Origin of the sequence: Paenibacillus sp. FSL R5-0470 (genome assembly GCF_037975205.1) — a bacterium.
Taxonomy (GTDB): domain Bacteria; phylum Bacillota; class Bacilli; order Paenibacillales; family Paenibacillaceae; genus Paenibacillus_AQ.
The window spans coordinates 5,712,022-5,726,846 of the sequence record NZ_CP150238.1; the positions used below are offsets into that span (position 1 = coordinate 5,712,022).

Below are 14,825 nucleotides of genomic sequence, written 5' to 3' on the forward strand. Positions count from 1 at the left end.
TACGATATAACAAAATAAGGGTATCCTTAACCGATTGAAAATCGGCGCCGGGATACCCTTGTTTTGTTTATTTCACTTTAGAGCTTGTTACGCTAGCATAGTAATCCAGTACATTGTTGATGATCACAGCTGCTTCAGCTCTTGAGGCCGAAGCTGTCGGATCCATTTTTCCACCGCTGCCTCCATTTACTATACCAAGATCTTTGAAGGCATAGACCGCTTCTTTAGCATAACCCGCAATAGAAGCATCATCTGGGAAGTCATGGTTAGTCGCTTGCGGCAATTCAACATTCAGTTTCTTCAATGCATTAAATAGAATTACACACAGGTCCTGACGGCTAATGCTGCTATTAGGAGCAAACATACCATTACCGATACCATTGATCAGTTGATTAGAAGTCCCAATCTCAACATAGTTTTGATACCAAGCATCTTTCAGAACGTCAGTAAACTGCTTTTGATTCTCGCCCATGCTGAAGTTGAAGCTTTTTACTACCATGGCAACAAACTCGGCACGGTTTACCTTCCCACTTGGATCAAAGCTTCCGTCTGTGCGTCCGCCGATAATATTTCTCTCCACCAGCGCTGCAATCGCAGATTCTGCCCAGCTAGGAATTAGAGTAGCATCTTTAAACTTATTCTTAAGCTCTTGTCTGATTAGCTCCGGTGTCTTCGTTTTTCCATCTGTTATCGGAGACTGAGGCTGCTGTTCTCCAGGTTTTACGACTTCTCCAGGAATCGATGGTACTGAAGGTACCGCTGGGGTAGTCGGTGTTGGTGTACTTGGTTGACCACCAGCTCCACCGCTGTAAGGTTTAACGATCACAGAGATCTGTACCTTCAGGCCAAGTGGATTAGCTATACCCTCAGGGAAGACAAGATCCCCCTTGATGGTGTACGTTCCTTCCGTATTACCCTTATAGCCTTCCTTGTTCCACTGAACAGAAACGACCTTATTCATCCCGGTATTCAGGGTTACTGATACTGAAGCTGGTAGCTCCAGTGCGTCAAAACTGGTACCATAAGCAACGCTTTTACTTGCTAGTGCTTGCACTGCCGTGATTTCTGGTATCGTAATGACCTCCGGTAGTACTTCGATCGTAATGGATGCCTTCAGGTCTTTGGGATTGCTGACACCTTCCAGAGGTACTAGCGCTCCTTTCAGGGTATAAGCTCCTTGCTTATCGCTATTGTAGCCTTCACTATTCCAATCGATGGATATCGCCTTTATCTCACCGTTGTTCAAAGTAGCTATGACCGATGATGGTAGCTTCAATCCATTAAATGGAGTGCCGAATGGAACGCTCTTACTTTCCAAATCCTGCACTGTGACAATCTCAGCGACACGAATCACTTCGGGCATTACCTGAATGGTGATGGAAGCTTTCAGATCATTAGGGTTGATCATTCCTTCTTCTAATACCATAGTACCGATCAGCACGTATGATCCTTCCACATTGCCTTTATAACCAGCAGGGCTCCATTTAACAACAAGTTCCTTCTGCTCATACGTATCAAGCGTTACTGTAGCTGAAGACGGCAATTCCAACTTATCAAAAGCGGTGCCAAATTCAACATTTTTGCCCTCCAGCTTCTCAACTTTAGTAATCTGGATAGGTTTAGTGCCTTCTGGCAGTACAACCACTGTAATAGAAACAGTTTGATGGGTACTATTCAATACCCCCTCAGGAAGCTCAAAGCTACCTGCCAGCGTATAACTCCCCGCTTTTCCACCGTTGAAATCTTTACTATCCCATTGTACAGGCAAGTGAATTACCCTTTTGTTGCCCAATGTAGCTTCCACTGTAGCTGGTAAATTCAATTCTCCTGCAGCAGTTCCGAACGGCACACTCAGCAGTTGCGGCTGAACAATCGATATAATTTCTTTAGCATGGGTATCTTCTGTCCATTTGGCATAATACACCGTGCTTATGTTCATTACCGTGTCTACGGTTAATGCATTACCGGTCCCTTCTTTATTATCAAACCAGCCAGCAAAAATGTAGCCTTCACGTTCCGGTACCCGAGGTAAGGTGCTTATTGCTTCACCTTTAAATGCGGTTACTTTGGTAGGAGCCGGTGAGTCCAGATAATTCTGATCGAAGGTGACTTCAATCGGATCAGCATAAATGAGTTCAACATATTGTAAATTTGCATTTAATCCGTTAAAAATCATATACACATTTTGTTTTCCAGTCACTTTGGTTCTGTCTAGGAAGGTTTCCGCTGTCAAATAATGATCAATGTAAGAATTTCCAGGCGTTTGTTTGGTGCTTGCCATGCCATAATTCCCCCAAGCAGCGCCTGCTTTCTGTGCAAAACTAATACTTGCAAATTCATTACCAAGTTCAAAAGAACCTCCGCCGCTGTAAGCATCAGCGTATGCTCTTCCTTGTGTAATAGCTCTTTTAACTGGTTTACCCGTATTGTCAGCCTCTGTATAGAATTTAAAAGATGGAGACGATCCGCCTTCACGGGCATACTGCACTCTTACTTCCACAAGATTAGTCAAGTCAACCTGACCGAAATAAACAAGGTCATTAGAATTGACATAACTCATGGCGTCCGTACCACTTTCGAATCTGAACTGGGTATTCGTTGCATAAATCCATGGTGCATTATAAGGATAGATTCTAATACCGCTCTCTACTTTCAGTGTTTCTCTCGGAGCAATATTGATTGGCATAGACGATATGCTCAAATCTGTTATAGCCGCTTTCAAGGAAGCTATGGCTTCTGCAACAACCTCATCGTTAATCGGCTCAGCAAGAACAGCCTTAACCTCATCCAGCACAGCGTTGAATTTGAGCTTTTTGTAAGCTGTGTATGCATTCATATCGATATTTTGAGCAGCCTTGATATCCGCTTCTAACGCCGATGTGTCTACATTGTCCTGCTTCAGCTGGAAGGTTAACCAGTTCAGGTCAATACCAGCACTCTCAAATACAATTCTAAGGGTATGCTCACCCGCCGACAGCTGAATATCAGGGATTCTGAAGGTTTTCCATACCCCTTTAGTCGTGGTGAGGTCAAAGGTTCCCATTAGCTTATCGCCATCATAGACGCCAAAGGACATTTGGGCGACATCCGATTGACTGGAACGAATTCGTGATGTGACTTTGTACATGCCTTCTTTCTCCACATTTACCTTATAGGAAATGGCTTCACCTTTGCTTGTGTTGGTGTAGCATAATCCGCCGTCTACATCATTACTGCTTACCGGCGTGATTATTGGAGTAATGGAGGCAAATTCCGTTTCAGCTACCTTCAATTTAGTATTTTTCCCTATCTTCTTTACTGCCAAAGCTACATCACTATTGATTCTGACATAATCAAAATCAACAATAAATGGATCTGTAAGAGTCTGACTTCCGTTGGATGCAAGTAACCCAAACTTCGGATTGGCATAATTCGCAGTTGTACTGCCTAGTGAAATATATTCCTTGCCGTCAGCGCTGACATAACCGGAATAGCTGTTACCTATTTTTTTCAGCCGTAAATACAGCTCTTTCTTTTCTCCAAAAATACTGGTGAGCTGACTGGCAGACAGTTGTCCGATGGTAACAGGCTCCGTGCCTCCGGTTTCTTTAGTCATGCCAATGATCTTGCCGCTACTGTATTCATACTTCACCCAGATATAGTTATTGTTATCCTGTGAAGCCGTGATGCCGACGCCGTTATAATTTTGATTTGGCGCTTTGCTCATATTAATTTTTACGGTTGCTTCCCAGTTGCCGAAGGCTTCCTGCTGGAAATAGTTCTTCAAATCTGCATGATCACTCCAGAAGTCCCCTCTTTCAGCGATGATTCTCAAATTGCCGGGAGCAGTGCTCAAAGACCAATTTTTGTTGTTTTCTGTATTGGTAGCAGTCTCTTTATTAATCGTCCAGAAGTTGCTTAGACTCGTAGTGTCGAACTCATCGCTCTGTGGTGTCGTACCAAACTGTATCACATAGGAATTCGCCTGATCGGAGCTGATACATTTGATCGTCACTCTTTTATTGATGAGATCTACGTTGGCTGTCGCTTTTACACCATCATTCGATTCAAACGTAACTTTAGGTAAAGCAGCCCCGTTACCGAGACCTACATCATAACTGAACCTGGTCTGCGCAAAGCCCTCAAGCGGCTTACCATCAATCGAGATGTTCTTTAAATAAGCATAGGTCGGATTCTCAAAAATCGGTTCCAAGCCTTCCTCCGAAGTGAAGATAACCTTGTAGATCCGTTTCTCTCCTCCGGCCGAAGCAGTAATTACAGCAGCCGGTCTATCTTTATCGGCTTGTCGTACACTTACCTCTACACCGGCTGTCGCCGTAGCTCTGACTTCAGGGTAACTGCTTTTTTCAGTCGTTTCCCCAAAGGCCTTATAGTCGAGTTTCAATGGATTAAATATTTTGATCTTTTTGCCGCCTACCGTAATCTCGGAGAGCTGCGGATCACCCGATTTGTCCGTATTCACCCGGAACCAATCTTTTCCCGGCGTGTAATTGACTACGTAGTCAATCTTTGCCGTTCTTGCAAAGGCTGGAGATTGCATCAAGAAGCTCGTGATATTTTTAGCAGAACGCTGCAATTCTCCTAAGGTCAGACTGCCGTTAGCAAGCGATGTCATCGTATTAAAGGTACTGTTATTCCGATTCTTATGCGTTTCTGCATAATCGTTCGGAATTACCATGTAAAGGTCATTTTGGGCACGGACCATGGCTTTGCCGTTGGTTTCATCATAACGATTGGTAGTGGCATAGAAGCCCTGGTCCTCACTCATCTTCGCCCACCAGTCTGTCATGACAATCCCGTCAAAGCCCCATTCTCCGCGAAGGATGGTGGTATTCAGATCATAGTTACTGGAAGCCCAAGTACCGTTTACCGGTCCATAGGACGTCATCACTGAACGCGCCTTTCCACTCTTCACAGCCATTTCATAACCTTTCAAATAAATCTCGCGCAGCGCTCTTTCAGAGACAAGTGCATTCACAAGATGTCTATCCGTTTCCTGATTGTTCGCAGCGAAATGCTTAATCGTTGGTGCCGTACCGTTCTTCTGAAGCCCCCTTGTCTGTGCAGCAGCCATGATGCCTGTCAGTAACGGATCCTCCGAAAAATACTCGAAGTTTCTCCCGTTCAGGGGACTTCTGTGGATATTGATTCCCGGTCCTAGCAGCGTATCAATATTGTTAATCAACATTTCTTTGCCGAGAAGATCGAATAATCTTTCATTGAGCTCCGTGTTCCACGTACAAGCAAGCATCGTCCCGTTCGGGATACTAGTAGCCTTCTCTGCATTGGTCTCCATCCGGATGCCTGAAGGGCCGTCCGCCGCACTGTCGATAGGGAGTCCGAATTTCAGTAGATTTTTAGTGACACCACCAAAGGCGGCAGCGGTACCAGCAGTAACTTTAGGGCTGGACATCCCTTCCCCTAAAATAATGGCCCCTAGATCGTTGTTAGACAATTGTGCGATGAACTGGTCCATAGTCACTTTTTGATTGTATACATCCAATAGGGTATAACCCTTGTCCCCAGTTTGTGGAATGGACGCAGGGAGATTCTGCTTGATTCTCTCATCCAAGTTGGTAGTTCTTATCGGTACCTTTTCAGTAACAGTGGTAAAAGTACCATTTCCATTCGGCTGACCTGGTTTAATCCGATCAAATTCCTTAGTAGGCGCGAGCGCTTCCTGCAAGGTTTCTACAACCTTCAAAGCATTAAGACTGTATACTCCTTGCTTTACGCTGTCACTTACACTGTTGCCTACATAAATATTATAGTCACCAGCTTCTAGGACATAAGATGAATCATGACCTGTAATCCCGCTGTCATCATATGAAGCCATATCTTTGGTGTCATATGTGATGGTGATTGACTGTGCTTCCCCAGGCTGTAGCAGCCGGGTCTTAGCAAAAGCAGCAAGCTCCTTGACCGGTTTACCAAGTTTACCTTGTGGTGCACCGTAATAAATCTGTACAACTTCTTTGCCTTCCACCTTACCTGTATTCTGAACAGTTACAGTCACCGCAACCTCATTCTCACCAGCAGTGACATTGTCAGTAGTGATCTTGAAATTGGTATAGGACAGCCCGTAACCAAATGGATAGAGCACCTTATCTGGAGCAAAGGTCTCAAAATACCGATAACCCACATAAATATCCTCACTATAAGAATTCTCAGTTTTGCTGCCAAAATGTGCAGTAGAAGGATAGTCAGCAAGTGTAGCTGCAATCGTATCGCTCAATTTACCGCTTGGCGTAACGTCTCCGGTCAGCACATCGGCTACTGCACTTCCCCCTTCCATCCCCCCTTGCCATGTATACAAAATAGCAGCTTTGGGATAGTTTTTAGCCCATGACATATCGATAACGTTGGCTACGTTCAATACGATGGCCACTCGGTCGAATTTGGCATAGACCCGGTTAAGCATATCAACTTCAAGATCTGTCAGCTTATAGGCACCCTTGACGTCCGTATTATCCTTATCTTCACCGGCTGTTCTGCCGATGATGACCACAGCTGTATCCGTTTTTGCTTTTGCTGCATCCACAATTTCATCGGTTAAAGGCATTTCTGCCTGTGACCATGGCTCTGCTGCCCAGCCACCACCGCCATTGTTGAAAGGATTCTTTTTGATCCATTCGGCATAAACCTTCGCCAGATCTTCATTTAACTTGAGACTGGGATTGTTCCGAAGACCTTCCAGAATCCCATTCACATAATCTACTCTTACCGCACCGCCAGATCCTGTGCCTGACTTGTAATAATGCGCTTGTATGCGGCCAAATACCGATACATTTTCACTCATCTTGATAGGGAGCACTTGTTCATTCTCATTTACTTGTGATCCTGCTGGTTTATACTCCGGATTTTGCAGCAACACAATACCTTCAGCGGCCACTTCTCTGGACACATCCGCTAATCCCGGGAGAACCTTAGCCAAAACGGGAGAACTGGTACTAGGCGTTATGATTGAGGTTATCAGAATGCAGCAGAATAATATTTTAAGTAAGCGATTACAATTTTTCCTCATACTTATCACCATTCCTTTCGATTAAGGTACAGCTTAGGATAATGGGTCATCGTAAAGAGCGAGTTTTCAATTAAAAATTTCTAATGCATAAACGTTCGATTCATAAACCGATAGGATGATTTTACTTTCAGGAAGGAGTTATTCTCTAAGAGCGCTAGCCGCTGTGGAGTAAGCATCAAGTGTGTTACTGATTAAATCTAAACCGGTTTAGATTTTTCGCATAATTCTCCTAACTCATACTTACAAATTAAAACGTGCGAAAATGTTCATTAATTCCTCCTTTACTTTTTAAACTTACATTGAATACTATCATCAGAAATATCATCCTAACATAGAAAATCCTCATAGATTTATTGAATATACTCATGTATCACAGAATTCAAGTTTTTCAAAATAACTAAAAAGACTCACTCGGCCGATAGCTAAACTTATAAACCGAAGTTAAGATGGGCCCATTATAAAACAGCTACATTAAAAATAGCAGGGAGAATCAGCATCGCTCAATGCCGATTCTCCCTGCTATAAAAACCAAATGCAAGTTCGTGGACTTTCGTTGAAGTAGAATTATTTTGCAGATAAAAGACTCTCAGTAATGTAATTTAACTGCGCTTCAAGCGTAACGGGATCACTATATGTATCAGCGGTTGGGTCCAGTTGGAATACGTTGCCTGTTTTTACGGCAGGAAGATGCTTCCATAAGGGGTTGTCATAGACGATTTTCGGATCACTCGTATCGCCAGCCCATGGGCATGTGAATACAATATCTCCAGCAAATTGAGGCAGCTTCTCAAGGGAGATTGTTGCCCAACCAGTGCCACTGTCTATAGCTTCTTTCTGCGCTTCAGGAGGTGCTTTCAGACCAAATTCATTATAAATAATTTCTCCACCACGCCCGTAGCTGTGACCGAATACGAATAGACCACCGGAAAACGGATTTAGGATCGAAACTGTTTTGTCACCTACAGCTGCTAACACCTGAGGCTTCAATTCTTTGATTTTTTTGTTCCATTGTTCCACCCAAGCTTTAGCTTCGGCTTCTTTCCCCGTTAATGTACCGAAATCAAGCATTTGATCTCTGATAGTTTTTGCACCGTATTGAATGGCTACTACTGGCGCTATTTCGGCCAGCTTGTCGAGTCCTTCCATTCCGGAGAATACAACAATAAGATCAGGGTTCAGCTCTAAAATGTGTTCAAGAGATGGTTCATCTCCAAGGCCTTGAACGCCTTCCAGCATTCCTTCAAAGTAGGGACTGTTTAAGACACCATTCATAACACCAACCGGTTTGATTCCTAACGCCAAGAAGTATCCAGTGTCGAAGGAGGTTAAATCGATAATCCGTTTCGGATGTCTGGGTACTTGAATATCTCCGTTACTTGCTTGATATGTAACCATGTCCACTTCGCTGGATGAGTCATTGCTGTTTGATGAAGATACAGCACTCTCTGTCCCATCTACTGAGGAGGTGTTATGCTCAAGGGCTTGTCCGCAAGCTGTTAGCAGTAACGTTATAACCAAAGTAAACACAAGCAATAGATAAGTTTTTGGAGATTTAAACAAAATAAATTCACTCCAATCGACATAATATATAATGATATTGATAATCATTATCAATGCAACTATATAATATTATTCTAATCTTGGCAATGGAGAATGCGTTAACATCTACTGCATGTACCTTTTGGACACCTACTACACACTAGAAATAAAAGGACAGCCCCATGGCTGTCCCTTAATCTTTTCAAGTCATTATATGCTCTTTATATCTGTTACGCCTATTACACATGTCCTTGCTTAGCAACATCACGCGCCTTGGCCGCAACCTGTTCCGGATCTCCTAAATAAAAGCGGCTGATTGGATTAATGTCCTCATCCAGTTTGTACACGAGTGGTACTCCTGTAGGAATATTGAGCTCCAGCAGTGCTGCCTCATCAATATCCTCCATAAATTTGATCAACGCTCGCAGTGTATTGCCATGGGCTGAAATGAGCACCCGTTCCTTTTTACGTACAAGGGGAACGATGCGGTTTCTCCAGAAATCACCTACACGATGAACAGTATCTTCCAGACTCTCGCCTCGCGGAATATCCTCCGGACGAATACTGCTATAACGAATATCATTTCTGGCATACCGAGGATCATTAAGCTCAAGCAGTGGAGGCCGAACCGATAAACTCCGTCGCCAGAGATGCAATTGTTCTTCACCGTATTTTATCGCCGTTTCACTTTTACTAAGTCCCTGAAGTGCACCATAATGCCGTTCATTCAGCTTCCAGGACTTTTGCACAGGAATCCACAGCAGATCCATTTCATCGAGAACATAGTTGAGTGTTTTGATCGATCGTTTGAGTACCGATGCAAAAGCTAGATCAAATGTATACCCTTCATCCTTCAAAAGCTTGCCAGCAGCCTTAGCCTCTTGAATACCCTTTTCGGTTAAATCCGGATCACTCCAACCCGTAAACAAATTCTGCACATTGTACTGGCTTTCACCATGACGTATCAGTACGATTTCGTACATTTTATCTCTCCTCCCACCTATATGCTCTCGAACTCTGTTCCATCATGCAATAGATCACCGTGATAATCTCTAGTATGGGCGTTTTTTGGGCAATTGAATGTAAGATATGCAACAGAATGCAAAATTACCCTCACAGGAGATTTATTCTATTGTATCAAATACACATTCTTATATTTCAAAAAAACCGGAAGCCTGTTGGCCCCGGTTATTTAAAGTCTTTGGTCATATCCAGCGATTGTATACCTGCTCAGTTTAGAACCAGCTATCTATGGCAAAAGCACTCGATTGTTTTAATCTTCTCAAACGGTTTCTAAAAAGCCCTGCGCCTCCACTTTTACAATCGGTGTTGCAGATTCGGCGTCTGATCATCATCCCATGCGTCTCCCCTTCCAAGAAGTTATGTAAATTCTCTGTAAACTAAACTGCAAAGTATTTACCCTTGGATGAAATAACTGAAACAACGAATGCAAATCAGCGGATCTCAGATGGACTTTTTCCGGTATACTGCTTGAACTGACGGCTGAAAAAGAAAATGTCACGGTATCCAAGTGCATCCGCTACCTCAGTAACATTCATCCCAGCGTAGAGCAGCAAATGCTGAGCACGCTCAATCCGAGCTCGAATGACATAAGATTGAACGGAAGAGCCAGTAAGCTCCTTAAACTTAATTGAGAAATACCGAGGCGACAGCCCTGCACGTGCAGCAAGATCCTCTACGCGATGCGAAATCCCGGGATGTTGGCTCACATAATTCGCTATTTCGTGAATAATCTCTGTTAAATGGTTGCTAGCATAACGTTCTACAGGCTTCACTCGGTCCTCCCTAAGCAGATGAATCATTAGTTGCTTTAGAACAAGCTGCCCTTCTTCCTCAGCCGCGTACGTATCCACTAGGAACAGCCGGACGTAACGAGCAAGCAGATGCTCAAATTCAACGGTTTCTGCAAGTACCCGATAGGGCAGCGGAACATCCGTCACCTCTCCGGTGACATCAAAATGAATATATGTAAGGACAAGTGGTCTTTGCGGATTATGAGTAGCGCTTGTATGGTCACCCGGACGGAACAAGAAGCAGCTCCCCTTGCCCACTTGGAAGGGTTCCCCGTTACGTATAACCGTCCCTTCCCCGCTCCATACATAGAATAAATCATAATTTTGCAGCGACTTCTCTCTTTTTTGCCATTTCCAGCTTGGTTCGCACACAATCTTCGCCAAGGCAGGTAATATAACAAAAGAGGATGGCGATGCGTGCAGCATAACGTTCCCTCCTAAAAGTTTTGTTAGCATAATCTACTTGAGTTACTCCGCAAAACTCGCTTCGTAAGCTTTCACATTGTTTTGTTAGCATAATCTGCTTGAGTTACTCCGCAAAACTCACTTCGTAAGCATTCACCTTGTTTTGTTAGCATAATCTACTTGAGTTACTCCGCAAAACTTGCATCGTTAGCATTCACTTCGTTTTGCTTCCCATCCCCACCATCATACCTTGTCATGTTGCAGTTTGTACATCTTCCCACGCCAAAAGCAGGCGCTTTATTCCTTCCTCCAGCTCCACAGCATTCAGATGAGCAAAAGCAAAACATGCGGCTGGCTCCCCCGGCGAGACTTGATATAACGCCACATCTCTGAAATCCGTGCCGCGCCTGTGCGCTGCCGCCCGGAATGCCACGAACTCTTCTCTACTGCGTAGCCACCGCGCATATACTTGCAGCCCCGCATCGCCAGGCAGCAGCTCAAACAGCACATTAAGCTGTTCCGACAGCATCGTCCTAAGGATGCGACCGCGTTCACCATAAATGCGGGTCATCCGACGCAGATGACGGCCATAGCCGCCGGTATTCATAAACCGTGCCAATGCCCGCTGTTCCAGCAGTCCGACTGGTAAAGGCTCATATAGCGCCTTGGCGGCGATCGTCGGTTTTACCAGAGAGGGTGGAAGCACTGCAAAGCCAAGCCGAAGGCCAGAGAACATCGTGTTTGAGAAGGAGCCAATATACACGACCCGTTCTCCGCGATCTAGCGCTTTTAATGGCTCGATTGGACGTCCTGACCACCGAAACTCACTGTCATAATCATCTTCAATGATTACCGCTTCATGTCGCTGCGCCCATTCCAGCAAGATACGCCTCCGTTCCAAAGGGAGCACCACACCTGTAGGAAATTGGCGACTTGGTGTAACAAACAACAGACGCGCATCCCAATCCTCCGGAATTAGACCGCTATCATCCAGCTTTCCTACCAGCAATCGTCCCCCATTGATCTCTACCGCTCGGCGAATCCCATGGAAACCCGGATCCTCGACAACCGCTTCGCCCCCTGCATCCAGCAGCAGCTGGGTCAAAATAACGATGCCTTGCATCGAACCGCTAAACAATACGATATGCTCTACATCCGCACGAATCCCGCGGGTAATCCGCAGATGCGCAGCGATAGCTTTGCGAAGCCCTTCATCTCCTTCGGGAGGACAAGTTCTTTGCAGCATACCGCCTTCTTTCCCTCCAGCATACGTTAGCGCACTGCGCCATTCGGCGTAAGGAAAGTGCTCCATCCGCATACCGCCGCTAAGGAAGCTTACAACATTCTTGCTACGCTGCTCATACAAGGGTGTCGGGCGCGTGAGCAGTCGTTCTCCCCATGCCGAAAGTGGGATCGTTCTCTCAGATGCAGAGCCTCCCCCAGCAGCATCTGCCACCTCACCCAAAGTCACATTTTCACGCTTATTATCTCCAGAAGCTGAAACAAAGCTATCTTTTGATACGAATGTCCCCCGTCCAGTCACCGTCCTTACATAACCATCAGCGAGCAACATTTCATACACCTGCGAGACCGATCCGCGCGACAAGTCATAGTGCATAGCCAGACTTCGTGTAGACGGCAGCTGAGTGCCACCCGGGAGAATTCCCTCCAATATTCCAGCGCGAAGTGCATGATATAACGCTAAATATTTGTAGCGGTGTATCGCCAGATATTGATCGAATGCCAGCGTAATATTCATTGTTTCCCTCCTTGGCCAGCAAGTGGTCCATTAAAAACTATCTTAATTGGTCCTTTTTAATTGTCAACTACTCTACTATTCTTGAAAGAACATCTACATCGGAGCAAATGCTCTACACTATTAAGAATAAGGACGTGAACCCTATGCGCAGAAAAGAATTTCAAGTAGATCAGGAGGAAGAATTGATCTCTTTTCTAGACGGAATGAGCTTCGGTTTTCTCGGTACAAGCGATGAACAGGCGCTACCGCGGGTGACACCGCTGAATTTTGTATATACAGATGGTTGTTTCTATTTCCACGGTAGTCATGCTGGCGGCAAAATGAAGGCGATCCGCAATCAGCAGAAGGTCTGCTTTACCGTAGCGGATGAGTATGCACTGATTCCGTCTTATTTTAGCGATCCAGAGATGGCCTGCCCAGCAACCGCATATTTTAAAAGTGTTACCGCCTACGGCATAGCCGAGCCCGTCGAAGACATTAGCGAAAAAGCCATCGTACTCTCCTTATTTATGAAAAAACTCCAGCCCGAGGGCGGCTATAATCAGATAGATGCAGAGGACCCTAAATACCGTCCCCGTCTAAAGGGCGTCGCGGTAGTGCGCATTACCCCAGATGAGATCACGGCGAAGTTTAAGTTTGGGCAAAATCTAAAAGAAGAAGGACGTTCTGGGGTCATTTCCGGCCTATCTGAAAGAAATCATCCACGTGATGAAGAAACCATTGAAATGATGAAAAAATACTGCCCCTATCACTCCGAATAATAGATACGGATAAACCAGTTTCTCGTTCAAAATAAGCGCTACGTATAGTGTAAAACTTAAACTTCCTTAAATTTTAAAAAAACGTATCTTTCCAAGTGACGGTTGCAAGTGGCGGTGATATAATGTTAGGCAATGTTAACAGTATGTATCCCCAAAGAACCCTGGAAGGATGAAACTGATGAATCCACTAGCTGGACAATTAAACGAAAGTATCAAAGCAGGAAATGAACATGTATATGATATGCTCTCTACGCTTGGCAAAGAAATTTACTTCCCTAAGGAGGGTATCCTGAGTCAATCTGCTGAAGCAGGAGCTCACGCCAAGAAATACAACGCAACCATCGGTATTGCTACCGAAGGCGGTGTACCTATGCACCTCGGTGTCATTCAGGATAAGCTTTCCGCTTACAGCCCTAAGGATCTGTATAGTTACGCTCCTCCAGCAGGTAAACCAGAGCTGCGTACTGTATGGCGTGAAAAGATGCTGCGCGAAAATCCATCGCTAGAAGGTAAAACCATCAGCAATCCTGTTGTAACCAACGCCCTGACTCATGGGCTTAGCATTGTCGCTGACCTCTTCGCTGAGCCAGGTGACGCTATCATCTACCCAGATAAGAATTGGGAAAACTATGAACTAACCTTCGGAATTCGCCGCCATGGGGAGACCGTTAACTATCCGCTTTTTACAGAAGAAATGACCTTTAACAGTACGGGTCTTGAAGAAGCGCTACTGGCTCAAAAAGAACGCGGAAAAGCGATCGTTCTGCTGAACTTCCCTAACAATCCTACAGGATATACTCCAGGGATTAAGGAAGGCGATGAAATCGTCGCAGCTATCCTTCGTGCGGCTGAGGAAGGCATTAACGTGGTTGTCGTAAGTGATGATGCCTACTTCGGACTGTTCTTTGAAGACTCACTAAAGGAATCATTATTCGGTAAGCTTGCTCATCTGCACCCACGTGTGCTTCCAATCAAAATTGACGGTGCAACTAAAGAAGAATTCGTCTGGGGCTTCCGTGTTGGCTTCATCACTTATGCCTCGGAAGACAAGGATTTGCTGGCTGCATTGGAGCAAAAAACATTAGGCATCATTCGCGCCACTATTTCCAGCGGTGCACACCCATCACAGACCTTCGTATTGGATGCATTGAAATCTCCACAATTCGAAGAGCAGAAGGAAGAGAAGTTCCAAATCATGAAGGGCCGTGCGAATAAAGTAAAAGCGCTGCTCGATAGCGGCAAATACGGCGAGGATGTATGGACGTATTATCCTTTTAACTCCGGCTATTTCATGTGTCTGAAGCTGCATACTGTTTCGGCTGAAGCTCTTCGGCTTCACCTGATTCATAATTACGGACTGGGCACTATCGCTCTGGGTGAAACAGATCTGCGGATTGCTTTCTCTTGTATCGAAGAAGAACAGCTCGAAGATCTGTTTGATCTTGTATACGCAGGCGTTCGTGATCTGGAAAAAGCTTAACAAATCTTTCATATTCCTTACAATCAGCTCCGTTTCTACGGGG

General features: G+C 44.9%; 7 protein-coding genes. 2 read left to right on the forward strand and 5 right to left on the reverse strand.

The genetic code is table 11. The features are described from left to right. Positions 1 to 67: 67 nt before the first annotated feature. From MKY99_RS25240 to MKY99_RS25260, 5 genes are all read right to left on the reverse strand, one after another. The gene (locus MKY99_RS25240) at positions 68 to 6,934 is read right to left on the reverse strand and encodes a glycoside hydrolase family 3 N-terminal domain-containing protein (protein ID WP_339266992.1); all 6,867 of its coding nucleotides are present in this window, start codon (positions 6,932 to 6,934) and stop codon (positions 68 to 70) included. Positions 6,935 to 7,588: 654 nt separating this feature from the next. Further along, a complete protein-coding gene (locus MKY99_RS25245) occupies positions 7,589 to 8,584 on the reverse strand; it encodes an ABC transporter substrate-binding protein (protein ID WP_339266994.1) in 996 nt (331 codons plus the stop codon). A 218-nt stretch (positions 8,585 to 8,802) separates the two neighbouring features. After that, a complete protein-coding gene (gene gpmA, locus MKY99_RS25250) occupies positions 8,803 to 9,546 on the reverse strand; it encodes a 2,3-diphosphoglycerate-dependent phosphoglycerate mutase (RefSeq protein WP_042191518.1) in 744 nt (247 codons plus the stop codon). A gap of 471 nt (positions 9,547 to 10,017) precedes the next feature. Continuing rightward, complete coding sequence (locus MKY99_RS25255; protein WP_042191520.1) at positions 10,018 to 10,803, reverse strand: AraC family transcriptional regulator; 786 nt, start codon at positions 10,801 to 10,803, stop codon at positions 10,018 to 10,020. A 232-nt stretch (positions 10,804 to 11,035) separates the two neighbouring features. Further along, on the reverse strand, positions 11,036 to 12,541 hold the full coding sequence (locus MKY99_RS25260; protein ID WP_339266997.1) for a PLP-dependent aminotransferase family protein: 1,506 nt from the start codon (positions 12,539 to 12,541) through the stop codon (positions 11,036 to 11,038). 143 nt (positions 12,542 to 12,684) lie between these two features. On the opposite strand from MKY99_RS25260, the gene MKY99_RS25265 reads away from it, so the two are divergent. Continuing rightward, entirely contained in the window at positions 12,685 to 13,302 is a 618-nt protein-coding gene (locus MKY99_RS25265; protein WP_339271787.1) for a pyridoxamine 5'-phosphate oxidase family protein, read from the forward strand. Between the two features lie 178 nt (positions 13,303 to 13,480). Then, positions 13,481 to 14,782 carry an aminotransferase class I/II-fold pyridoxal phosphate-dependent enzyme gene (locus MKY99_RS25270; RefSeq protein ID WP_339266999.1) on the forward strand — a complete coding sequence of 434 codons (1,302 nt, stop codon included), beginning with the start codon at positions 13,481 to 13,483 and terminating at the stop codon, positions 14,780 to 14,782. The last annotated feature ends 43 nt before the right edge of the window (positions 14,783 to 14,825 follow it).

Excerpts from the sequence above, each read along its gene's own strand:
- gpmA (WP_042191518.1), bottom strand. The coding sequence starts at position 9,546 with ATGTACGAAATCGTACTGATACGTCATGGTGAAAGCCAGTACAATGTG.
- MKY99_RS25255 (WP_042191520.1), bottom strand. The coding sequence starts at position 10,803 with ATGCTGCACGCATCGCCATCCTCTTTTGTTATATTACCTGCCTTGGCG.
- MKY99_RS25260 (WP_339266997.1), bottom strand. The coding sequence starts at position 12,541 with ATGAATATTACGCTGGCATTCGATCAATATCTGGCGATACACCGCTAC.
- MKY99_RS25265 (WP_339271787.1), top strand. The coding sequence starts at position 12,685 with ATGCGCAGAAAAGAATTTCAAGTAGATCAGGAGGAAGAATTGATCTCT.
- MKY99_RS25270 (WP_339266999.1), top strand. The coding sequence starts at position 13,481 with ATGAATCCACTAGCTGGACAATTAAACGAAAGTATCAAAGCAGGAAAT.